Below are 24,195 nucleotides of genomic sequence, written 5' to 3'. Positions count from 1 at the left end.
GGTTTTTTCTTTTCAACGGAGAGATTAGAAGCGGAAAGTACCGTTAATTCCAAAAGAGTCAGCACCGTCAGTAGTCGTATAATTTACGCCAGCTGCAATAGCAGGGGTAAAGAATTTTTGTGCGCGTACTGAGAAGACAGTATCAAAATCTTCTAAAGTTGTATCGTTAATAGATACACCAACGCTTAACGTTGGATCAATATAAAGATCAGCAGCAACACCATATGCTGTTTCATCACCGAAAGCAGTTGACGCTTCAAAGTTAGCGTAGTGGTTGCCAATGAGAGTTACATATTTAGCACGTAGAGTAAAAGCAGTATCATCTGCTAATGCAGAAGCAGAGCTAAAAGTATTGATAAAGCCTTTTTTGCCTGCTTGATACGCATCGATATTTTCTTTTGAAACACCAACCGCTAAAAGTAGGCCATTAATCGGTAAATAACCAGCTTCAACAGCGTAACCTGTATTGTCATCAGACACTTTACCAAATTCATTTTCAACAGTTACTTCTGCACGGTTTAAGCTACCAGCAACGTAGAATTGCGAATCTGGAATAAAGAATTCACCATTGATGCCCACACTATCAATTTTAAGCTCAGCGCCTTCATCGTCAGTATTCGCATGAGCATAAGCTAAACCAATATTACTTGCTCTACCTAAAAAAGCTGCTTCAGCAAGAGGTGAATTTTTAACTTGCACTCCGTTTAAATAATATTTTCCACCAATAGAAAATGTATTTACATCATCACTAAAACCATCAAGATCTGTGTTCTCATATCCAGCATTGAGTTCAGCTTGATAAGCATGTGCAGTTCCTAGGCTAGCAATAAGTGCTGTAGTAAGAGCAAGTTTCTTAAGCATTTAGATTTCTCTCTTTGTTATAAAAATACAACTGTTTGATTAACAGTTGTAACGAATTGTACGGTTTATATTTGGTCCGTCAATGTGCAAAAAATACCTAAATGCCTGTTAAAAGTGCAATAAAAGAACCCATCCGAGGATGGGTTTTTTTTGAATGAAAAGTATCGTGGTTTAAATTAGAAGCGGTATTTCGCAGCTACACCAAATTTGTTGTAGTCATTATTTCCTACTTCACCAAAACCTACGCGACCTTCCAGGCTCACTTGCTGGTTAATGAACTTACGTGCACTGATACCAAATTCATTGGTATCTGCAAAACCATGATCTTTACTATAATAATCTACACCAACACTGAGAGTTTTATCGATGAAGTAGTCTGCTGCCAGATTCCATTCATCTAGATCACCAAATCCTGCACCTGCTTCCAGGTTAATGTCTTTACCATTGCTTAATGTAGTCACATATTTAGCGCGAAGTGTTGGATCTACGCCATCATCGTAGTCATTATCATAACCTTTCAGACCCGCAGCAATTAATAAGCCTGGTGCTGGAAGATAACCGATTTCGGCGCCATAGACAGTTTCATCAAAATCACGGCCGTTGTCGCGTTTGATATCATCACGACCCACGTTACCACTTAAATAAAAATCGGAATTTGGTACAAAATATTCAACGCCTACACCATAACGATGACGATCATCATCACCCACTTCATCATATTGGTATTGAGCGCTTACATTGCTAGCACGGTCAAGGAATGCCGCTTCTGCTAATGGGGCATTACGAGTTTGAACTGGATTGAAGTAATATGTACCATCAACACCGAAAGAACCGCTGGTTCCACCGTTGTCCGGATCAATTACTCCCGCTGATCCACCAATTTCAGCTTGGTAAGCATGTGCTGCTGTTCCAGTCATGGCTATTGCTGAAAGTAGTGCTGAAGCAATCGCTAATTTTTTCATGGTTAATACCCCTCAAATCGTGAGTTAAAATATTACACTTTTTGTTACAACTTTAAGTGTAGACCAATTCCAAAGATCGTCAATCACAGGAAAGTTACCGCAATGTGAATAGCGTAATCTTATGTAATTTTATCTAAATAAGTCACTGAATAATAAGGGTAAATTTATAATGTAGTGTTTTATTAAAACTGTGTAGATATTGTGGAATGTATTGAAATTGCTACTTTTTATTTTTTTTAGTATGCCTTTTAAAAAAGAAAAAAAGATCCACAGTCTTCAGAGACTAACTGAATAAATAGCAGCAAAAAATAATAGAAACCATTAAATAAAAAATAACTAATAAAGGGATTGTAGGGCGGTACTGAGTGCTACAAATAAGTCCTAAGAAATAATCATTTGAACTTTTAGCCAACATTGAGGACGCGCAAACTGCAAAAAAAGACTGTGCTATAATCGCGGGCTAAATAATTTGTGCCTAATTCTGATTGAGAGAAATTCACGTGGAAATTAATCCGTATCTAAACCAATTAAAAGACTTAAACGAACGTGGTCAGACACTACGGGGGTATCTTTGACTACGATCTGAAAAAAGAGCGTTTAGAAGAGGTCCTGCGTGAATTAGAAGATCCGGCCATCTGGAATGACCAGAGTCGTGCCCAAGCCATGGCTAAAGAAAAAGGCGAACTGGAAAACGTATTAAATGTACTGGACGGGTTAGAGACCCAGCTGGAAGATGCGCAAGCGATGCTTGATCTGGCTGTTGAAGCAGATGAAGAAGCCATGCTTGAAGATGTGCAGGCTGAGCTGAATGCTGCTGAAGAAGAACTGGCCAAACTTGAATTCCGTCGCATGTTTAGCAATCCGATGGACCCGAATCCATGTTATGTGGAAATTCAGGCAGGTTCAGGTGGTACAGAAGCACAGGATTGGGCGTCCATGCTGCTGCGTATGTACTTGCGCTGGATCGAACGTCATGGCTTTAAAGCTGAACTGATGGAAGAGTCTGACGGCGATGTAGCCGGGATCAAGTCTGCCACGATTCGTGTAGAAGGCGAGTATGCTTATGGCTGGTTACGTACTGAATCTGGCGTACACCGTTTAGTGCGTAAGTCGCCATTTGATTCGGGTAACCGCCGTCATACTTCATTTTCTGCCGTGTTTGTGTCACCTGAAGTGGATGACAACATCGAAATTGAAATCAATCCTTCAGATGTGCGTACCGATACTTATCGTGCCTCAGGTGCCGGTGGTCAGCACATTAACAAAACTGATTCTGCGGTGCGTTTGACCCATATTCCGACCGGGATCGTGGTGGCCTGTCAGAACCAGCGTTCACAACATGCTAACCGTGACCATGCCTGGAAACAGTTACGTGCCAAGCTTTATGAGCTGGAAATGAACAAGCGTAATGAAGCTGCTCAGGCGCTGGAAGATTCCAAGTCTGATATCGGTTGGGGTAGCCAGATCCGTTCTTATGTACTGGATGATTCACGTATCAAGGATTTGCGTACTGGCGTAGAAAATTCCAATACAGGTGCCGTACTGGATGGTGATCTGGACAAATTTATTGAAGCAAGCCTGAAACAGGGCTTGTAACAAGTCGTTTAAAGCTGGCGTAACAATGCTTTAACAGTTTGTGACTTTTATATCTAAATTTATCGATATATAAATCGAAAAAATACGATATAATGATTGCAGATGCTGAATGAAGTTTCGTTGCGCCACTGATTGTGATGTGCTTATGGATCTTGATCTAATTTTTAAAGCCTTGGCCAATCCGACCCGTCGGCAGATTCTGGAGTGGTTGAAATCTCCAGAACAATATCTGTCTGTGGAGGAGTGTGGCGGCTTTCAGCGTGGTGTCTGCGCGGGCCAGATTGAAAAATTAGGACAAGTTTCTCAATCCACCATGTCCAACCATTTGTCCGTGTTGCAACAGGCGGGTTTAATTACCGCCACCAAACATGGGCAATGGTCTTATTTCTCCCGCAATGAAGCTTTGATTCAGCAATTTATCGAACATTTACAACAACACCTTTAACCGGTGGGAGTAACGATGGCTGAATTAAATTCTCCTTTAACGCTCGGTGCGTTAGAACTCAAAAACCGTGTCATTATGGCACCGCTGACCCGTAGTCGTGCCACTGCTGACCGTGTGCCAACGCCAATGATGGCCGAATACTATGCCCAGCGTGCAAGTGCAGGTCTGATCATCTCTGAAGCAACTGTTATTTCTGAAGAAGCCAATGGTTATCTGAATACGCCAGGACTGTTTAGCGATGCCCAGGTAGAAGGCTGGAAACAGGTGACAAAAGCGGTTCATGAGAAGGGCGGCCTGATTGTTGCCCAGCTTTGGCATGTCGGCCGTGTATCGCATCCGGATTTGTTAAAAGGTGAAACACCAGTATCGGCGAGCTCGGTACAACAGGCTGGTCACGTCAGTCTGTTACGTCCAAAACGTCCATACGTCCTACCACGCCCATTAGAAATTGCTGAAATTCACGCAATTACCGAGCAGTATAAACAGGCTGCAGTTCGTGCCAAAGCAGCCGGTTTTGATGGCGTTGAGTTGCATGCAGCCAATGGTTACCTGATTGACCAGTTCCTGCAAACGAAGACCAATAAACGTGAGGATGAATACGGCGGTTCAGTTGAAAATCGTGCGCGTTTCCTGCTAGAAGTCATGGATGCACTGATTGAAGTCTGGGGTGCTGATCGTGTGGGTGTACATCTGGCACCACGTGGCGATGAGCATGATATGGGCGATAATGATCCACGTGAAACCTTCGGTTATGTTATGGAGCAGCTGGGCAAACGTCAGATCGCATTTTTCTTTACCCGTGAGTACTTGGCAGAAGACAGTATTTCCGAGTATATGAAACAGCGTTCACATGGCGTACCGTATATTGCCAATATGCGCTTGAGCCGTGAAGATGCGATTGAACTGTTAGCGTCTGGCAAAGCTGATGCAGTATCTTTTGGCAAAGCCTATATTGCCAATCCGGATCTGTATGAGCGACTGCTTGAAGATGCACCATTGAATGAACTAAAACTGGAAAACATGATCGGCAGCCAGGCAGCTGAAGGATATATTGATTATCCAACCTTGGCTGAAGCAGAAGCTTTAAGCATCGCAGAATAATCTAAAATTGAGCCACATTGATTAACATGTTGATGTGGCTCTGCTATATTCTGCCCATTGAATCTTTGGACAGGGGCGCAAAGTGGCCACTCCATTTTGGTACAACGCAGCCTTGGCGCTGGTTAAACCCTTATATCAATCGCGTATTCGTAAACGTACGACCGAGCCGGAACAATTACAACAAGAAATGACAGAACGTTTCGGTCCATTTCAATCCCCCAAAAACCTGCATGCCATCTGGTTTCATGTAGTGTCGGTAGGTGAAACCAACGCGGCCCAACCTTTAATTGAGCATTATTTAAAACTCGGTCATCCAGTGCTCGTCACCAATACCACCAAAACCGGTCAGGCCCGGGCCAAATCGCTGTTCTTAAAGCCACCTTACTTAGACTTATTTCAGGCCGTGTATTTGCCTGCTGACCAGAAAACACTGATTCAGGATTTCTATCGGAAATATCAGCCTAAGTTACTGTTGTTAATGGAAACTGAACTCTGGCCGAATCTGATTGATCAGGCACCAGATTTTAAGGTGCCCTGTTTACTGCTGAATGCCCGACTTTCTGAAAAATCCGCCAAAGGCTATGCCAAGGTCAAAGGTCTGACCCGTGGCATGCTGAAAAATTTAACTGGCCTTTTGGCACAGGATGCTGTTACCCGGCAACGCTATATCGAACTGGGAATTGCAGCGGGGAAAACCCAGGTTTTGGGCAATATCAAGTTCGATATTACTGCACCTGAGCACTTTATCCAGCAGGCAGATCAGTTAAAACAGCAATGGTCTTTAGCAGGTCGTAAAGTGATCACGCTGGCCAGTACCCATGCTCCTGAAGAAAAAGAAATTCTGAGTGCTTTAAAAGCTGCTTTAGAGGCTGATCCTAAGTTGGTCTGTATTGTGGTGCCGCGTCATCCGGAACGTTTTGATGAGGTGTTTCAGGCAACACAGTTACTAGGTTTAACAACCCGGCGCCGTAGTTTGGGGCAACATATTGAAGCAGATACCCAGGTTTATCTGGCCGACTCTATGGGCGAAATGTGGCTTTGGTATGCTTTGAGTCAGGCATGTTATGTTGGAGGTTCTTTAAATGAACCAGGTGGTGGACATAATATTCTGGAGCCGATTGCGCTGCATGTACCTACCATTTTGGGCAAGAACTATTTTAACTTCCAGACCATTGTGGGTGAGTTTTTAGAAGCTCAAGCTGTAGAAGTGGTCGAAAATGCTCAACAGGCAGCGACGACTTTATTGGAGCTTTTAAATACTCCAGAAAAGGCTGAAAGTTTGAATACGGCAGCGCAGCAAATTATGCAGCAAAATCAGGGGTCACTGACAAAGCATATTCAGGTGATTGATCAGTATCTTTAATTTACATTGATAAGTAACAGATATTGGATTTACCAAGACGGCAGGGATGCCGTCGTTAGGCTGTGATACAGGGAAGTGTCATCAGCCTAACAAAAGCGTTTTGCCTACTTTTGCGCTGTCAAAAATAGGGAGAAGCCTACACGATGATAAGTCGCTATAGCGCTTTATTTAAGGCTTGTCCCACAATAATCGAGATTCGATTTGACTTAGTATTTATTTTTCAAAGTGATTATCTTACTTTTGTCGGGCCAAAAGTAACAAAAGCCTTTTGCAGCGCTGAAGGGACGTCCTGTCCCTCAGCACTGCAGGCGACATCCCTGTCGCCACCCTCTAGCCAATAGAGGGATATATCATATTTTTTTGGTCTTCTTTTTTATGAACATCGTCCTGCTTGATCCACGTCAAACCGAAACTGAACTTTGGTCCATTACCTCAACTCGGCAACTGGAACATTTACAGCAACATCTACAGATTCAGGTAGGGGATACTTTAAAAGTCGGAATACGGGAAGGTCAGCGTTACCTAACTGAAATTGTTGAAATCTCTGAAAAATCAGTACAACTAAAACCGCTGCAAGAGGAAGCTGTTCCAGAAAAATTACCTGTGACCTTAATTGTGGCCTTGCCACGACCCAAAGTCCTGCGTCGTCTGATCATGGATGCTGTCACGATGGGAGTAGAAAAAATCATTTTACTGCACAGCTATCGGGTAGATAAAAGCTACTGGCAGACACCGTTTTTGCAGCAGCTGGATCATTATGTTGAACTGGGACTGGAGCAGGCAGGGGATACGCTCGCTCCAGAAATAGCGCTATATAAACGCTTTAAACCTTTTGTGGAAGATGTCTTGCCGGGTTTGATTAGTACGGATTGTCCAGCTTTTGTGGCACATCCTTATGCCGAACAGCCTATGCCATTTGCGCTTCAGCATCCTTGCAGTATCGTGATTGGCCCGGAAGGTGGTTTTATTCCCTATGAGATCGATCTGCTCATAAAAAACGGCTGCCAGGCAGTGAGCCTTGGCAACCGTATTCTGCGTACCGAGACGGCAATTCCTTATATTTTAGGTCGGCTGTTTAGCGCGAGCTGAGGCATCGTCATGACCATCCCCACGATAGACCTTCACTTCCTGAACGGGATAAGGAATTGAAATATTGTGTTCTGCAAAAGCTTGAATCACGCGTTCCTGCACCGCACTGATCGAAGTTCCGGTTCCGGTATCTGTGGTGTCGACCCACCATAAAGCTTTCAAGGTAATCGAGAAGTCTGCCAGTGCAATGACATTGACGCTAAAGGCAGGTTGACTCAGGATGGTTGGATCCTTATCCAGAATTGCAGTAATAATATCTTTGGCTTTCTGGATGTCATCTTCATAGCCAATACCGACCGAAAACTCACAGCGGCGACGGGTATAGGCGGTATTTACAGTCACTGCACTGGTGTAGACCGTGGCATTGGGAATGACGATACGCCGGCCATCTGGTGAGCGTAAAAAGGTCGCGCGAATCTGGATATCTTCAACTGTACCTTCCATGCCATTCACGATAATGTCATCGCCAATCTTGAAGGGTTCACCCAGTAAAATCAGTACGCCGGAAAGCAGGTTCTGGAAAATATCCTTGAAGGCGAAACCGATGGCCACTGAGCCAATTCCGAGGGCACTCATCAGCTGAGCCGGGGTAAAGCCAGGAATTGCAATCACCAGCCCGATTAATACACCGAAAAATATAATGAAAGTACTACCTACACGGTTCAGGACCAGCACCAGATTCTGCCGGGTATAAGAGCGGTTTTCTAAAGTCTTGCGAATAAAAAACTTGAATATTTTGGAGAGTAACCAGAAAATCGAAATCACCACCAAGGCAATACAGAAATAGGGCACACGCTCCCAAAAGCCTTCTATGATCTTGTCAATGGCACTATAAGCATCATTATACTTGGCGGTATGTTCAATTACAGTCTGTGCTGTTTTTTCAGTTGCCTCGTGCAACAGCTCAGTCGTGCCTTCAGTGACCTGATTCAAAGTATTTTCTTTTTCTGCCACGAAATTTCCCGCATTTAAATTTTGCCTATTTTGCCTGATGTTCAGCAAAAAATTAACCAGAGTTTGCCAGCATGGCCAGGTATTTCTCCCAAGGCTAAAGTCAATATTAGAAATATTTTGTGGTTTTCTGCATCATTTCTGCCGGAGTCTGCGGCTGTTCTCCACCACTCATATAACCGAATAAAGCCAGTGAACCCAACAGGCTAAGCAAAGTCAGGATAATCATCAGCCAGGCCAGGACCTTTTCCCAGAACAAGGTGATCCGTGCCGGACCATAGTGATTTATGCCACGATCACCCGAACCAAAGATTATATAAAGCCATACAAAAATGTTAATTACGGGGAGCAATAATAACAGCGCCCACCAGCCGCTCCTGTTTAAATCATGGAAACGGCGAACAGTAACGACTAAAGCAAAATACAGGTAGGCCAGAACGATGAGCAGTACACCAATGCTGCCCAAGCCTTGTAATGAAATCAGCCAGTTAGGATCCATTGAAACGGTAGCAATATTTACAATATCAATACTAAGGCCCAGTGCGAGCGTGCAACATAAAAAAATGAAATGCAGAAACGCCGACCAGGCAATAAAGCTCAAGCGCCCGAAACGCCCTTTCATCGACAGGGGATGATCTGCTATAGGCAGATCAGGCGGACTAAAGTAGGGAGATTCAGGCGATGTCATAAAGAGAGTGTCCTGCTAAACCAGACCCAATAACAATGAGAGGGCAATTTTATTTTAAAGGGAATTACTACAGATCATACACAGTTGTGTAGAAAATTCTGTACTGTAAGTTGTGGTTTATTTTGATTGAATTTGTATAAATAATCTACGACGAAAGCATGATTGCCGGATTTGAAATAAGCAGGCCATACTGCCATTATGCATAAAAAACAATCAACCACGCCGCATTAACCTCTCGTGATGAGATAGAACAAAATCAAGGAAGTGAATTATGCAAGAGATCTATCCAGTACCTGAAGAATTTAAAAAAACAGCACGTACGCTCGAAGAGCAGTATTTCGAGCGTTATCAGTATTCTATAGAACATCCAGATCAATTTTGGGCAGAGCAGGCGCAACGTCTGGACTGGATCAAACCCTTTACCCAAGTCAAAAATACCAGTTTTAACAAAGACGATTTTAAAATCGAATGGTTTGCCGATGGCCAGCTGAATGTCAGTGCCAACTGTCTGGACCGGCATCTGAAAGAACATCCCTATAAACCGGCGATCATCTGGGAAGGTGACCATCCTTCAAGGCACAAGATTATTTCCTTTGCCGAGCTGCATGATGAAACCTGCCGTTTCGCCAATGTGCTGAAGAAAAATGGCATCCAGAAAGGCGATCGGGTCATGCTGTATATGCCGATGGTCTCCGAAGCTGCGATTGCCATGCTGGCCTGTGCCCGGATCGGTGCGGTTCATTGTGTGGTATTTGGCGGTTTCTCGCCGGACTCCTTAGCCAGTCGGATTGAAGACTGTCAGGCCAAAATGGTGATTACCGCTGATTCTGGCATGCGTGGCGGTAAGGCCATTCCACTGAAAGCCAATGTCGACGAGGCACTGAAACTTGCAGGTACAGAGTCCATTCAGAATGTCATCGTGGTACATCGCACCGGTAACCCGATCGAAATGCAGGAAGGGCGTGATCTCTGGTATCACATGGAAATTATGTCAGTGAATGACATCTGTCCACCCGAACCGATGAATGCCGAAGATCCGCTGTTTATCCTGTATACCTCAGGTTCTACCGGCAAGCCCAAGGGAGTATTGCATACCACTGGCGGCTATCTGACTTATGTGAACTGTACCTTCCGTGAAGCATTCGATATCAAGCAGGATGATGTGTTCTGGTGTACTGCAGATGTCGGCTGGATTACCGGGCATTCCTATGTGCTGTATGGTCCGCTTTCAAATGGTACCACCACTGTGATGTTTGAAGGGGTTCCCCAGTATCCGAGCTGGGCACGTACCGGGCATATTGTCGATAAGCATAACGTGACCATTCTCTATACCGCGCCGACAGCGATCCGCGCCATGATGCGTGAGGGAGATGCTTTTGTACGGGAAAGTGACCGTAGCAGCCTGAGAATTTTAGGATCAGTGGGTGAGCCAATTAATCCGGAAGCCTGGAACTGGTACTACACCGTGGTCGGTGAAGGTCGCTGTCCAGTGATTGATACCTGGTGGCAGACCGAAACCGGCGGTTTCATGATTACGCCATTGCCGGGTGCGACTGCCTTAAAACCGGGTTCGGCGACACGGCCTTTCTTCGGCGTACAGCCGGCCATTGTCGATGCTGACGGCAAGGAACTGGAGGGAGAAGCCGAGGGTAATCTGGTCATTAAGGATTCCTGGCCGGGTCAGATGCGGACCATCTGGGGTGATCCCGAGCGTTTTATCGAAGCCTATTTCTCGACCTATCCAGGCACCTATTTTACCGGGGATGGGGCACGTCGTGATAAAGATGGTTATTACTGGATTACCGGCCGTGTCGATGATGTCCTGAATGTGTCCGGACATCGTCTAGGTACGGCAGAAATTGAAAGTGCACTGGTGGCGCATGAATCGGTGGCCGAGGCTGCTGTTATTGGTATGCCACATGATATTAAAGGACAGGGAATTTGTGCCTTTGTCACTTTGCAGGCCGCTGTAGTAAGTTCAGATGAACTACGCGGTGAGCTGGTGAGCTGGGTGCGTAAGACTCTCGGTCCAGTGGCTACACCAGATGCCTTGCACTGGGCACCGGCCTTGCCAAAAACCCGCTCCGGCAAAATCATGCGTCGGATCCTGCGAAAAATTGCAGCCGATGAGCTGGACAGTCTGGGAGATACTTCAACCTTGGCTGAACCGCAGGTGGTGGAGCATCTGATTGCAGAAGTACAGCGTAATAAAGTTTAAATTTAAGCGGTTCCAATACCGGCATTCTGCCGGTATTTTTATATCAGTCATAAGCTCTGCATGCTTTCGGATATAGGTCAGTACCCTGATCTGCTAAGCTGTTTCCATGCTGAACATGAGTTAAAATAATGAATGCACAATCCCCATATTTAAATCAGTCTCCTGTCGATATTGCCCAGAAACTTGCTGAAAATTTTGCTCTGACTGCCGCAGAGCGGGACAAACAGGGGGGTAATCCCAAAGCCGAGCGTGACCTGATTCGCCAGAGTGGCTTGCTTGGCCTGTCCATTCCAAAACAGTATGGCGGTCAGGAGGCAGATTGGCAGACCATTTTTAAAACCATTCAAATTATGGCCCAAGTGGACAGTTCACTGGCGCATGTCTATGGCTTTCACCATTTGCTGATTGCGACCGTGCAATTATTTTCCCAAGCGGAACAATATGGCCCGTGGTTTGAACAGACGGCCCAAAATAATCTGTTCTGGGGTAATACTCTAAATCCGCTGGACCGTCGCACCACAGCCACAAAAGTTTCAGAAAACGAATATATTTTTCATGGAGATAAAAGCTTCTGCTCAGGTTCGATCGATTCAGATATGTTGCTGTGTTCAGGCTATAACGATGCCGGAAAATTGCTGATTGGTGTGATTCCTACCCAACGCAAAGGAGTAAGTTTTCTGGGCGACTGGAACAATATGGGCCAACGCCAGACCGACAGTGGTACCAGTCATTTTGAGCAGGTCAAAATTCATCAAAATGAACTGCTGTTAAATCCAGGCCCATTGAGTACGCCGTATTCCAGCCTGCGTCCTTTGATCGCCCAGCTGATTTTCGTGCATCTGTTTTTGGGTGTGGCAGAAGGGGCATTTGACGTCGCCAAACAGACCGTACAAACCCAAAAAGCCTGGTCCAAATCACTGGTAGAAGATGCGGTGAATGATCCTTTTATCCAGAAGCATTTCGCTGAGTTTTATGTACAACTAGAAGGTGTACGCTTACTGGCAGATAAAGCAGTTCAGGCTTTACAGGCAGCCTGGGAGCTTGGGAATGATTTAAGTGCCGAACAGCGCGGTGAAGTCTCGGTTGCCATTGCCACCGCTAAAATTGCCGCAACCAATACCTCTCTCTATATTACCCAGAATATTTTCCAGGTGATGGGTGCGCGGGCTACCACGGCCAAGCTCAATCTGGACCGTTTCTGGCGCAATGTCCGCACCCAGACCTTGCATGACCCAATAGATTATAAGTATCAGGAAGTGGGGGAATGGGTGCTAACTGGAAAAGTGCCTGATCCAAGCTTTTATTCCTGATCTGAAAATAAAACAGCCTCTTTATCGGAGGCTGTTTTATTCGGGATGAAAAAGTTTGGTTTTAAATTTGCTTAAACGCTTCAATCGCTCTTACACGAGAGGCTTTTAAATCCACAATCGGTTTTGGATAATCCAGTGCAAGATCCGGATTTTTGGCATAAGGTTCATGAATAAATTTAGCATCCAGATGCCCCAGTTCCGGCACCCAGCGGCGAATATAATCCCCATTCGGATCAAACTTCTGTGACTGGCTGACCGGATTAAAAATCCGAAAATAGGGCACGGCATCCATGCCGGTCGAAGAACACCATTGCCAGCCGCCATTGTTCGCCGCCAGATCACCATCAATCAGCTGCTGCATGAACCATCTTTCTCCCAAGCGCCAGTCTATCAGCAGGTTTTTACATAGAAACATCGCAGTAATCATGCGCACCCGGTTATGCATCCAGCCAGTGGCTCGCATTTGCCGCATACCGGCATCGACAATCGGAATCCCGGTTTGTCCTTGTTGCCAGGCAGCCAGATCTTCAGGTGCATTACGCCATTGGATGTTATCGGTATTTTCCTTAAAAGGCCGATGTCTGGATACACGGGGAAAATCAAACAGGGTATGCAGATAAAACTCGCGCCAGAGCAGTTCATCCAGCCAGGTCTGCTGACCGATATCATCAATCTGGAAATAACCGTCGTTAAACAGGGGCTGCATACATTGACGGATCGAGAGAATACCGATATTCAGATACGGTGACAGGCGGCTGGTACCATCGACTGCAGGTAGATCTCGCTCGGTTTTATAGTGAGCCATTTTCTCCCCGATAAAATCATTGAGCAGCTCAAAGGCAGTTTGATCTTCTGCAGGCCAGAGCTGGGCAGCATGATCGACCTTATAATCAGCCGCAAATTTTTGCAGATCAAAGCTGGTCAGCTGGTCTGGTAATTCAAGCGGATCTTGAGTCTGAATGGCAGGATAGCAGCCCGGTATATTATGAATCAGTCGCTCATAGCATTTTTTCTTGAATGCGCTATAGACCTGATAGGGTTGATTGGACTGGTTACGGATACTGGTTAGTGGAAACAGGCTGCGATCATCATACAGCTCGACCCGGATCTGCTGCTGTTCCAGCATCTGCTGTACCTGTGCATCACGTTGCAGTTCATTCACGCCCACTTCAATATTGGCATGTAGCGTATCAATCTGCAGTTTTTGGCACAGGCTTCGCATTTCGGCAGGCAGGTCTTGCCATAAGGGAATATTTAAAATGATTAATGGAATATTCAGCTGCGTTAACTGCTGCTTTAAGACGTCGAGGCGGCGCAGATAAAAATCGATTTTAATCCGGGCATCCTGATGCAGCTTCCATTGTTCGGGAGAGAGCACCACCACTGCTATACAGCTGCCTTGCTGGGTGGCATGCCAGAGCGCGGCATGATCATGAATGCGGAGGTCTTGACGAAACCAGATCAGTTGCATTGTTAAAATTCTTGGAAAGTCGTTAGTGCAGAATTTTAAGGAATTGATGGTTTTAAACCTAGCCAGACAACAATTTTATCACATAAAAAATCCCCCAAGCCGAGCCTTGAGGGAGGGAGTGAATCTGCTGAGATTTATTGGAATGATTATACGGGCTCAGCTTCTTCTTGCTGCACAGGCGTTGCCTGTTGTGCTTCAAGCTCACGAACCAAAGGCAATACCTTCTGGCCAAAATATTCAATTTCTTCAATAAAATGCAAGAAACCTGACAGAATCAAATCTACGCCCACTTTTTTCAGTTCGATAATCCGTTCAGCAATCTGCTGCGGTGTCCCGATCAGATTGGTGCGGAACCCGTCATTGTATTGCACCAGATCTTCAAAGGTGGATTGGGCCCAGTTGCCTTCGCCTTCCTGACTTGCTGCGCCAGCTTCACGGGTCGCTTCACTAAAAGATTTCACCGCCTGCACATTGGCTTTGCTAATAATTTCCTGCAATACAGCCTGCGCTTCTTCTTCGCTATCTCGTGCAATCACAAAGGCATTTACACCAATTTTCACCGAGTGATGATTTGCCTTGGCTTTTTCACGAATATCATCGATCTGTTTTTTCAGTTCTTCCGGGGTATTGCCATTGGTGAAGTACCAGTCGGATACACGGGATGCCATATCACGTGCTGCCCGGGAACTGCCGCCCTGAAAGATTTCTATATGAGGCTTCTGCAATGGTTTAGGACTCAAGGTATAGTCTTTAAATTGATAATATTTACCCTCAAAATTAAAATTGTTCTGGGTCCAGACTCCTTTCAGGCTACGGATAAACTCTTCCGAACGGGCATAACGCTCGTCATGTTCCGGCCATTCTTCACCAATCGCATCAAACTCACCGCGGAACCAGCCACTGACCACATTGATCGCGATCCGGCCATTGCTCAGATGGTCAATTGTCGCCAGTTGTTTGGCGGCCAGTGCTGGCTTCCACGGACCCGGTAGAATCGCGGCAATGACTTTCAGGCGTTCAGTTTTGGCCAGAATGCCATGACTGAAGCTCACCGATTCATGCTGGTTTTCTGCGTTATAGCCGGCAGTAAAACGGATCTGGGTCAGAGCATAATCAAAGCCTGCCTGTTCAGCTGTTTGTGCCAGACGCACGTTATAATCATAGCTCCAGTCGGTGCGCTGCTCGATGTTACTGACCACCAGCCCACCACTGACATTCGGCACCCAATAGGCAAATACGATATTTTTATCATTCGACATGCTGATTACCCTCTGCGTGCATATTTAAGCCACTTGAGCCTTTGGTGCTTTCTTGCTGTGTAAACGCGATTCTGCTGCATCCAGGCTAGGTACTACTGCAGATGGTAATACTTCTTCCTGTTCAATCTGCTTGTTAATACCCAGATTTTGACTGGCCTGAATGGTTTTTTCTTTAATCACTTCAGCACGCTGTCCTTTAGCAGGCGCCCATTCCAGAATGGGTAATGCTCGCGCCACAGCCAGGGTAATCCGGTCACGTAGCAATTCACTGTGAATGGTATATTCAGGGGTGAAATCGCGGTCGGTGGCATAAACACCAATCGGCAAAGTCTGCGCCTGAAAGAAGCTGAATAAAGGACGCAGTTGATGTTCCAGAACCAGGGCATGACGGTCACTACCGCCAGAAGCTGCTAACAATACTGGCACATCGACCAGTGCCGTTTGCTCGACAAAGTCAAAGAAATGCTTGAACAGGCCGGTAAATGAAGCGCGGTAAACCGGGGTGCCAACAATCAGTGCATCTGCGGCTTCTACGGCTGCCAGATCATCCTGAATGCGTTGTGGCAGTTGATTGCGGTAAATCGCGCCGCCTAGCAGTGAACCAATTTCACTAAATTTAATGAAATGTACATTGATCGGTGTGGCTTCCCCCAGTTTATCCAGAATCGCCTGAACCAGGGCTTCGGTTTTTGAAGGAAGATTTAAACCGCCAGATACGGCCACAATATTTAAGGGTTTTTGCGCATTAAAATTAGACATATTTAGAACCTGAAAATAGGGTTAATCTCGGAATGTCCTTATTAATCCTGATTCAGCGCAGGACTGTAAAATAACGAAAAGCAGAAAAGTTATCTGATTTTTTGATATACAAAAAAAGCCTGATTTATAAGTAAAAAATATTTAATAAACCTATGATATTTATACTTATATTGAATAAATATAAGCTTTTTCAGTGAGGAATAAGATATATATAAAAAAGTGATGAGAATTAAATAATTATTGAAATACTGCAAAAATGGGCAGTTTAAAAAGAAAAACTGCATATTATTTTAAAAATAATAGTGTCTTGCATATCCTTAAACCGGGTTGTGTGGTTAGAATAGGGCCTACCGTGCCAAGATCTTTCTCACGTTGCCTATGAATATTTTAATCGTTGATGATCATCCACTATTTCGTCATGCCCTGATTCAGGCTGTACGTTATAGTCTGCCCCAAGCCCAGATTCATGAAACTGCGGCAGTCAATGAATTTTATGAACGTCTAGAAAATGGCCCTGAGCCTGATCTTGTACTCTTGGATTTAAACCTGCCAGGCGCATCTGGCTTTTCTGCTCTGGTGCATGTTCGCGCACAGTATCCGTCTTTACCGATTATCGTCGTGTCTGCACATGAAGAGGTCAGCATCATCCAGCGTGCTATTGCGCATGGTGCGATGGGCTATATTCCTAAATCTGCCCACCCAAGCCATATTGGTGAAGCGATTCGTGAAGTACTCGAAGGTGAAATCTGGTTACCACCCAATCTGTCGGCCAATATGAACTTTGATCCGCGTGCTGCCGATGAAACGGCTTTGGCCGAACGGATCCAGTCTTTGACACCGCAACAGTTCCGGGTGTTGATGATGGTAGCTGAAGGTTTATTGAACAAGCAGATTGCTTATGAACTGGATGTATCCGAAGCCACCATTAAAGCCCATGTCACGGCAATCTTCCGTAAGCTGGGTGTACAGAACAGGACGCAAGCAGTATTGGCCATTAATGCGCTGAATATTGAAGACCGCAAAATGTAAGCTCTGCATAGCTGAATTGAAGAAGACCTCCTAGGAGGTCTTTTTTTATAGGCGAAATCTGCAAAACTGAGTGCAAAGGCCTGAATCCGCTAGGCGATATAATCCTGTTTGCGAGTAAAATCATCACAAAACAGCGGATTTAAGGCACATTGCAGTTCATCAATCTGCTCTTCGGTGACATAACCTTTGGATTTCAGATATTCTGCCACGCGATCATCACGCAGACTCAGGAAGGTCGCGTCATATACCCCTAGATCTACAAACAGTGCCGCAGTTTCCAGACTGTTGAAACGGTCCAGATAAACTTCATTGTCATACATCAGGAAGATGTGATCGTCCGGTGCAGTCGGGTCAACATGTAAACGCTGTGCCAGCTCATGTGGGCAGGTTTTGATAAATAACAGATCAGATAGCTCGTCGAACTGGCTGGTATCCAGGCAATCTTCTTCATTTTTGACCTTGCCCAGCCACGCTTTAAATACCAGTACTGCACCACCACGCAGTAGCATGCTCCAGATCTGCTGCCGGGTTGCTGCGGGGAGATCCCTGGCTTCAGCTTCAAGAGACTGAATTAATTTATCTTCCTGTTCAGCAATCTTTTCAAATAAACCCAGACCTTGTGGCTTGTAGGCATAAGGTTCAAAGACATCAAAATGTAATTCATCAAAGACTTGCAGCGCCAGCGGGACTGCACTCTGATACAGCGTTTCCAGTGCCTGATACTGGGCATCATTCAGCTTGCTGTATTTAAAAATCTGTGTCCAGTCAATGTTTGGCAATAGGGCATTGGCACCATATTGACGGTGAAACTGCTGAGTCTGATTCAAGTCATGGTTTTGATCTATGTTCATGTGAAGAACTCCGATATACAGAAAAATAGATCAGCTGCCAAAGGAATCAAGGCATGTATATGAGATGGAAACTGATCGTTTCTTTTCCTCTATTTTTAAAGCCAAGTGCAGGGGATAAAACATACGACTAAAGTTATAGGAATAAAAAATCGATCTTTAATTTTTATAAAAAACATCAGCATAAATAATTGTAACTAAGTGTACACATGACCATTAATACATTCGTCAGTTTTTGCCATAGTGAATTGAAAAATGATCATTTTGGTCAATTTATTGAGCGATATTTTCGGAGTTTTTACTGCTTTTAGCACATTGGAATAAATTTTATGCAATTAAAGTAATTCTATGTAGCAGATGAGTATAAAAAATGCCCATTTCAGGAGCTGAAATGGGCATTGATCGCGGTCAAAATCTGCTCAGGTGTCAGAAATTTTCAGTCCGGATAGCCAAGAACGTAACGAGGCCGGTTTTAGCGGCTTTTTCAGCAGAACAATGTTCAGCTCTTTGAGACGCTGTGGCAGTTCCGGATCGGAATCGGCCGTAATCAGGGCGACCGGAATATCGCTACGACGATGTTCCAGAATAAAATCCAAACCAATTTTGTCTTGGTTAAGATGTTGATCTATCAACCAGACCTGAATATTCTCCTGTTCAATCAGCTGCTGTGCCTGTTCCGGTTCAGTAGCCTTGAAGACCTGATAGCCCCATTTACTTAATAAGGTGGACATGCCTTCGAGGATGGTTTCATCATTGTCCAGACACAGAATCCTAAAGGCTTTGCTCTTTAAAGGAACAGTCTGGATTGGTGCTGCCACAACTTTCGGTGCTTCAACCACAGGGACTTCAATCATAAAGCAGGAGCCTTTACCCAACTCGGAGAAGACATATACCGGATAGTCCAGCATGCTGGTCATACGCTGTACGATCGCCAAGCCTAAACCAAGACCCTGTTCACCCCAAGGTGAGGTATGGCCGCAACGCTCGAATTCCTGAAACAGCTTGATGCGCTGTTCTTCAGCAATCCCCGGTCCGGTATCCCAGACGCCAATGCGGATATGATCTGGCTTGCTACCCGAACGTAACACGCCGACCACGACTTTACCTTTGGCGGTATAACGCAGCGCATTGCTGACAAAGTTCTGGATAATGCGGCGAATCCATTGCGGATCGGTATCAATCCAGAACTGCGCATCATGCACACTGAACTGGATGCCACGCTGTGCAGCAATCGATTTGAACTGGAGTTCCAGATCGCGCAGCAGGTCATGCAGCGGATAAGCCTGACGTTTAGGCTGAATGGTGCCGCCTTCCAGTCGGGCAATGTCCAGCAGGGCAGACAGCATGCTTTCGGCACCATGCAAGGCACGATCCAGTTGTTGCAAGGTCTTGCGGTCTTCGTCATTCTGTACACTTTGTTCAAGTGCGGTACTGAACAGCCGCGCAGCATGCATTGGCTGCAACAGGTCATGACTGGCTGCAGCAATGAAGCGGCTTTTTGACATATTGGCCTTATCTGCCTGTTCCCGTGCCAGTTGCTGCTCGGACAGGGCATCGGCGAGCTGCTGGGTACGGTCCTGAACCCGCGCTTCAAGTACGGCTTCATTTTCACGGAAAGCGGTAATATCGGCAAAAGTGGTAACGAAACCGCCCCCTTCAATCGGATTACCGCGCATCTGAATCACCCGGCCATCTTTACGAATCCGTTCAAATTCATGGGCACTGCCGACCTGCATCCAGTGAATCCGCTTACGGACATGTTCTTCGACCGAACCCGGACCACATTCACCACGTTCAGCGTTATAACGGATCAGGTCAGCGATCGGACAACCGACATAGACAATATCGGTAGGATAATCAAACAGTTTCAGATACTGATTGTTCCAGGCCACCAGACACATGTTTTCATCGACCACGCTGACCCCTTGGGTCATGTGATCAATCATGGTCATGATCAGGTTCTGGTTAAAGCGTTGCCATTGTGAGGCCTGATCGAGAATATTGGCGACCTGACCTAAGGCCAGGCCATTATTGACCATGGCGGTAGTAAGCAGGGTACGTGCTGACGCTGCCCCGATGGTTCCGGCCAGATACTGTTCGGTAAAACGCCACCACATACCATTGGCACTGCTGTTTTCATTCAGCTCAACGCTATTTTGGGTACAGAACTGCTGGAAAGCACGTGTGGTTGGGCCTTCACCGGTAATCCGTTTGGCTAGGGTAATTAGGTCACCGACTTTTAAACGTGCGACATCCTGATGGGAATAGCTGACCTCGGTAGAAGGACTCTGTGAAGGCAAGGGCTTGGTTTCATAATAGAAGAAACTTTCAGCCTGAATCTGCTCGGCCACACTTGGACGGAAAATACGGGAAATCCAGATATACAGCAGGGTGTTTAAACCCAGCGCCCAGACCACCCCATGCGTCAGTGGGTCAAAAGATTCAAAACCGATCAGGGCTTCTGGTCGTAACCAGTTCCAGCCAAAAGGACCATGAGTGAGCAGGCTTTGGCTGAAGCCTTTATAGGCTTCAGGCAGGCTGCGCAAAATGGTTGGAAACAGCAAAGTATAGGCCCACAGGGCAAAACCAGTTAACAGTCCGGCATATACGCCCTGTTTACTGCCACCGCGCCAGTACAGGCCGCCAATCAGGGCAGGAGCGAATTGTGCCACCGCACTAAACGCCAGCAGGCCAAAAACCGAGAGCTGATCAATATCATTGAAGAAGTTGAAGAACAGAAAGCCCATCAACATTACACCCAGAATGCAGACCCGGCGGGTAAATTTCAGTACCAATGGTAAGCGCTTGTCATGCCGTGAAATCAGTTTTAAGCGCCATAATGCCGGCATAATCAGGTCATTGCTGAGCATGATCGACAGGGCTACGGAAGACACCAGTAGCATGCCGGTAGAGGCAGAAAAACCGCCCAAGAAGGCGAGTAAAGTGAGCCAGTCCTGATTATAGCTGAGTGGTAAAGACAGTACGGCTACATCCGGAATGGCCAGATATTGGGGGGCCGCATGCAATGCCCAGCTGGCAATTGGAATAATCGCCAGGGTAGTTAATATCAAATAAACTGCGAACCAGCGCCGTGCACCGCGGATATGTTTTTCATCGCGCAGTTCCACCACTGCCACATGGAATTGGCGCGGCAGGCAGATAATCGCCAGTGCCGCCAGCAGGGTTTGAATCCAGAAGCTTTGTGGTACGCCAAACAGTTGTACCTCACGAAAAGTGGTGCTGATATCATGACTGATCTGTGCCATATTTCCTGGCGCTTCAAACATGAAGAAACAGGCCACAGCCAGTAAGGCAAAGAGCTTTACAAACGACTCAAATGCTACGGCCAGCATCAGACCGCCATGCTGTTCAGTATTGGCAATCTGACGGGTACCAAACATCATGGCCAGTATTGCCAGAATACCGGTCAGGAAAAGCACGCCATTGGTGGTGCCTGTTACGCCTGCAGAAGGTTCCAGAATGACGGCGGCACTCAGGGCAATGGCACGTAACTGCAAGGCCAGATAAGGTATGATCGCCACCACGGCAAGAATGGTGACCAGCGAGGCGAGGGGGCCACTTTTACCATAGCGGGCAGCGACAAAGTCTGCGATTGAAGAAATAGCATGATGCTGCCGAACCCGTCCCAGTCGGCGCCAGATATCATAGCCAACAGCAACAAATAACAGTGGCCCCAGATAGATCGGCAGGAAAATAATACCTTCACGTACCGCCGCACCCGTGGCGCCATAAAAGGTCCAGGATGAACAGTACACTCCTAGAGTTAAACTGAACAATAACATGCGGCCGCGGGTACTTAGCCGGCTGGCATGTTTTTCCCCGTAAAAAGCGCAGATAAAGAGTAATGCGATATAGAGGGCAAGGATCCCTATGATGAGCCAACTGTTCATATAGCCTGATGTGTACTGAGCATGCCGCTATGATAGCGCATCACGAAAGCGACAGTTTAAATTGATCATTTTTTAACGACCAAAGTCTAAATTACAAGCACCTACGATTCTTGTTAATTTGTAACAGTGATAATTCGAATTAAAAAATAGTCGGCCCAAGGTTGGGCTACAGGAGTGTAATTATGGATGAGGTACAAGTAGATCGAATTCTACAGAATCCAAAATTCAAGGAAATGGTCCACAAGAAAAGTATGCTTAGCTGGACGTTGACCGGAATCATGCTATTTGTCTATGTAGGTTTCATGTTGCTGGTGGGCTACAACAAAGAATTTCTACTGTCTTCAATTTCAGGCGGTGTCACCACGTGGGGGATCCCACTAGGGTTAGGCATCATTGTCCTGTCGTTTATTTTGTGTGGTGTGTATTCGTACATTGCCAACAACAAACTTGATCAATTGACCGAAGAAGCGATACGTGAAGTCGAAGCGATTGCGCATGAAAAAGGACCACATTAAGATGAAATGGAATTCTCTTATTGCCTTGGTGACTACAACAGTCGCTTCAGGCATTGCATTGGCTGGTCCTGATCTGGGGGCAGCAGAACAGCAGGCAACCAACTGGTCTGCCATCATCATGTTTGTGATTTTCGTTGGGGCAACGCTGTTTATTACCAAATGGGCAGCAAAGCAAACCACCAATACCAAAGACTTTTATACGGCCGGTGGCGGTATTTCCGGTTTCCAGAATGGCCTGGCGATAGCCGGTGACTTTATGTCAGCGGCATCTTTTCTGGGTATTTCCGCGATGGTGTTCCTGTCCGGTTTTGATGGCCTGCTCTACTCACTTGGTTTCATGGTGGGCTGGCCGATCGTATTGTTCCTGATCGCAGAGCGTCTGCGTAACCTGGGTAAATATAACCTATCAGACGTGGTTTCTTTCCGGTTGCAGGAAAAACCGGTACGTACCCTGGCTGCTGTGAGTTCACTGGTTGTTGTTGCGTTCTACCTGATCGCACAGATGGTGGGCGCAGGTCAGCTGATCAAACTGCTGTTCGGTCTTAACTATAATATTGCAGTGGTCATTGTGGGCTTGTTAATGATGGCCTACGTAATGTTCGGCGGCATGCTGGCGACCACTTGGGTACAGATCATCAAGGCGGTGATGTTATTGTCTGGTGCAACCTTTATGGCTTTCATGGTCATGAAGGGCGTAGGCTTCAGCTTTACCAACATGTTCGAACAGGCCATTGATGTCTACGCAAAAGTGCATGACTTGAGCCTGGCAGATGCGACCAAGATCATGGGGCCAGGTAGTCTGGCGTCTAACCCGATTGATGCGATCTCTTTGGGTCTGGCATTGATGTTTGGTACGGCAGGTCTTCCACATATCCTGATGCGTTTCTTCACGGTAAAAGATGCGAAAGAAGCACGTAAATCAGTAGTGGTAGCAACAGGCTTTATTGGTTACTTCTACCTGCTGACCTTCATCATTGGTTTCGGTGCGATTCTGTATGTCTCGAATAACCCACAGTTCCTTGATGTTGCGAAAATGGCAGTGACTGGCAAGCTGGAGCTGGTCGGTGGTAATAACATGGCGGCGGTTCACCTGTCTGACGCAGTCGGCGGTGACCTGTTCATGGGCTTTATTTCTGCAGTTGCATTTGCCACGATTCTTGCAGTGGTTGCAGGCTTGACTCTGTCAGGTGCCTCAGCTATTTCGCATGACTTGTATGCCAACGTCCTGAAGAAAGGCCAGACTACACCTGCCTCTGAACTACGTATGTCTAAGATTGCGACTTTAGGTCTTGCGATCTTCGCGATGATTCTCGGGATTCTGTTCGAGAAACAGAACGTAGCCTTCATGGTAGGTCTGGCGTTCTCGGTTGCAGCATGTGCCAACTTCCCGGTACTGGTATTGTCCATGTTCTGGAAAGGTTTGACGACACGTGGTGCCGTGATTGGCGGTGTGGCAGGTCTGGTGACTGCTGTAACCTTGATTGTACTGTCTAAAGCAGTATGGGTAGATACTTTGGGTATTTCCGATACACCAGTGAATCCGTTCAATGGCCCAGCAATCTTCGCGATGCCATTGTCATTCTTCTGCTGCTGGTTGTTCTCTGTGACGGATAGCTCGGCACAGGCTCAGGCAGAACGCAAAGCCTTTGATGCCCAGTTTGTACGTTCACAAACCGGTCTTGGTATCTCCGGCGCATCGGATCACTAAGATTGGCGTTACACAAAAAAAGTCCCGTGAGGGGCTTTTTTTATGGAGGCATGATTATATTTCTTGTTAAAAGAAGTCCCGTATTGGAATGGATGAGCCAGATTTCTATAG

19 protein-coding genes are annotated in these 24,195 nt (G+C 46.1%); 10 read left to right on the top strand and 9 right to left on the bottom strand.

Going from position 1 to position 24,195, the window contains the following annotated elements; translation table 11 throughout:
* Nucleotides 1–24: 24 nt before the first annotated feature.
* Complete coding sequence (locus AY605_RS03420) at nucleotides 25–861, bottom strand: putative porin (RefSeq protein ID WP_064095052.1); 837 nt, start codon at nucleotides 859–861, stop codon at nucleotides 25–27.
* 176 nt (nucleotides 862–1,037) lie between these two features.
* Entirely contained in the window at nucleotides 1,038–1,823 is a 786-nt protein-coding gene (locus AY605_RS03415; protein WP_064095051.1) for a putative porin, read from the bottom strand.
* A 500-nt stretch (nucleotides 1,824–2,323) separates the two neighbouring features.
* On the opposite strand from AY605_RS03415, the gene prfB reads away from it, so the two are divergent.
* From prfB to AY605_RS03390, 5 genes are all read left to right on the top strand, one after another.
* Nucleotides 2,324–3,419, top strand: a protein-coding gene (prfB, locus tag AY605_RS03410) for a peptide chain release factor 2 (protein ID WP_144724157.1) whose coding sequence is annotated in 2 segments (ribosomal slippage) — nucleotides 2,324–2,395 and nucleotides 2,397–3,419 — 1,095 coding nt in all. Because the reading frame shifts where the segments join, the coding sequence is not laid out codon by codon here.
* 145 nt (nucleotides 3,420–3,564) lie between these two features.
* Complete coding sequence (locus AY605_RS03405) at nucleotides 3,565–3,864, top strand: ArsR/SmtB family transcription factor (RefSeq protein WP_064095178.1); 300 nt, start codon at nucleotides 3,565–3,567, stop codon at nucleotides 3,862–3,864.
* A gap of 15 nt (nucleotides 3,865–3,879) precedes the next feature.
* Complete coding sequence (locus AY605_RS03400; RefSeq protein WP_064095049.1) at nucleotides 3,880–4,965, top strand: alkene reductase; 1,086 nt, start codon at nucleotides 3,880–3,882, stop codon at nucleotides 4,963–4,965.
* 82 nt (nucleotides 4,966–5,047) lie between these two features.
* Nucleotides 5,048–6,328 carry a 3-deoxy-D-manno-octulosonic acid transferase gene (locus AY605_RS03395; RefSeq protein ID WP_064095048.1) on the top strand — a complete coding sequence of 427 codons (1,281 nt, stop codon included), beginning with the start codon at nucleotides 5,048–5,050 and terminating at the stop codon, nucleotides 6,326–6,328.
* Nucleotides 6,329–6,703: 375 nt separating this feature from the next.
* Nucleotides 6,704–7,417, top strand: a complete 714-nt coding sequence (locus AY605_RS03390) for a 16S rRNA (uracil(1498)-N(3))-methyltransferase (RefSeq protein ID WP_064095047.1) — start codon at nucleotides 6,704–6,706, stop codon at nucleotides 7,415–7,417.
* Here the strand turns inward: AY605_RS03390 and AY605_RS03385 are convergent.
* Together AY605_RS03385 and AY605_RS03380 are read right to left on the bottom strand one after the other, a co-directional pair.
* The gene (locus AY605_RS03385) at nucleotides 7,391–8,371 is read right to left on the bottom strand and encodes a mechanosensitive ion channel family protein (RefSeq protein WP_064095046.1); all 981 of its coding nucleotides are present in this window, start codon (nucleotides 8,369–8,371) and stop codon (nucleotides 7,391–7,393) included. The genes AY605_RS03390 and AY605_RS03385 overlap by 27 nt on opposite strands.
* 106 nt (nucleotides 8,372–8,477) lie before the next feature.
* Nucleotides 8,478–9,056 carry a DUF805 domain-containing protein gene (locus AY605_RS03380; protein ID WP_064095045.1) on the bottom strand — a complete coding sequence of 193 codons (579 nt, stop codon included), beginning with the start codon at nucleotides 9,054–9,056 and terminating at the stop codon, nucleotides 8,478–8,480.
* Nucleotides 9,057–9,327: 271 nt separating this feature from the next.
* Here AY605_RS03380 and acs point away from each other — a divergent pair, with 271 nt between their 5' ends.
* Both acs and AY605_RS03370 read left to right on the top strand, forming a co-directional pair.
* Nucleotides 9,328–11,274, top strand: a complete 1,947-nt coding sequence (gene acs / locus AY605_RS03375; protein ID WP_064095044.1) for an acetate--CoA ligase — start codon at nucleotides 9,328–9,330, stop codon at nucleotides 11,272–11,274.
* Between the two features lie 128 nt (nucleotides 11,275–11,402).
* Nucleotides 11,403–12,584, top strand: coding sequence for an acyl-CoA dehydrogenase family protein (locus AY605_RS03370; RefSeq protein WP_064095043.1), 1,182 nt, complete (start codon nucleotides 11,403–11,405; stop codon nucleotides 12,582–12,584).
* 61 nt (nucleotides 12,585–12,645) lie between these two features.
* Here the strand turns inward: AY605_RS03370 and AY605_RS03365 are convergent, their stop codons facing one another.
* The 3 genes from AY605_RS03365 to msuE form a co-directional block, all read right to left on the bottom strand.
* Complete coding sequence (locus tag AY605_RS03365; protein ID WP_064095042.1) at nucleotides 12,646–14,055, bottom strand: cryptochrome/photolyase family protein; 1,410 nt, start codon at nucleotides 14,053–14,055, stop codon at nucleotides 12,646–12,648.
* Nucleotides 14,056–14,201: 146 nt separating this feature from the next.
* Nucleotides 14,202–15,314, bottom strand: a complete 1,113-nt coding sequence (sfnG, locus tag AY605_RS03360; protein ID WP_064095041.1) for a dimethylsulfone monooxygenase SfnG — start codon at nucleotides 15,312–15,314, stop codon at nucleotides 14,202–14,204.
* Between the two features lie 24 nt (nucleotides 15,315–15,338).
* A complete protein-coding gene (msuE, locus tag AY605_RS03355) occupies nucleotides 15,339–16,073 on the bottom strand; it encodes an FMN reductase (protein ID WP_064095040.1) in 735 nt (244 codons plus the stop codon).
* A gap of 378 nt (nucleotides 16,074–16,451) precedes the next feature.
* Here msuE and AY605_RS03350 point away from each other — a divergent pair, with 378 nt between their 5' ends.
* Nucleotides 16,452–17,102, top strand: coding sequence for a response regulator (locus AY605_RS03350; protein ID WP_064095039.1), 651 nt, complete (start codon nucleotides 16,452–16,454; stop codon nucleotides 17,100–17,102).
* Between the two features lie 89 nt (nucleotides 17,103–17,191).
* Here the strand turns inward: AY605_RS03350 and AY605_RS03345 are convergent, their stop codons facing one another.
* Together AY605_RS03345 and AY605_RS03340 are read right to left on the bottom strand one after the other, a co-directional pair.
* The gene (locus AY605_RS03345; RefSeq protein ID WP_064095038.1) at nucleotides 17,192–17,953 is read right to left on the bottom strand and encodes a hypothetical protein; all 762 of its coding nucleotides are present in this window, start codon (nucleotides 17,951–17,953) and stop codon (nucleotides 17,192–17,194) included.
* A 416-nt stretch (nucleotides 17,954–18,369) separates the two neighbouring features.
* Entirely contained in the window at nucleotides 18,370–21,861 is a 3,492-nt protein-coding gene (locus AY605_RS03340) for a PAS domain-containing hybrid sensor histidine kinase/response regulator (RefSeq protein WP_064095037.1), read from the bottom strand.
* Nucleotides 21,862–22,043: 182 nt separating this feature from the next.
* Here AY605_RS03340 and AY605_RS03335 point away from each other — a divergent pair, with 182 nt between their 5' ends.
* Together AY605_RS03335 and AY605_RS03330 are read left to right on the top strand one after the other, a co-directional pair.
* Nucleotides 22,044–22,376, top strand: coding sequence for a DUF485 domain-containing protein (locus AY605_RS03335; protein ID WP_064095036.1), 333 nt, complete (start codon nucleotides 22,044–22,046; stop codon nucleotides 22,374–22,376).
* Between the two features lies 1 nt (nucleotide 22,377).
* Complete coding sequence (locus AY605_RS03330; RefSeq protein ID WP_064095035.1) at nucleotides 22,378–24,084, top strand: cation acetate symporter; 1,707 nt, start codon at nucleotides 22,378–22,380, stop codon at nucleotides 24,082–24,084.
* Nucleotides 24,085–24,195 lie beyond the last annotated feature (111 nt).

It is taken from the genome of Acinetobacter sp. SFD (genome assembly GCF_001647575.1).
GTDB classification, from domain to species: domain Bacteria; phylum Pseudomonadota; class Gammaproteobacteria; order Pseudomonadales; family Moraxellaceae; genus Acinetobacter; species Acinetobacter pecorum.
Note: the sequence above shows the minus strand (reverse complement) of the source record. Positions and strands in the feature narration are given on the sequence as shown.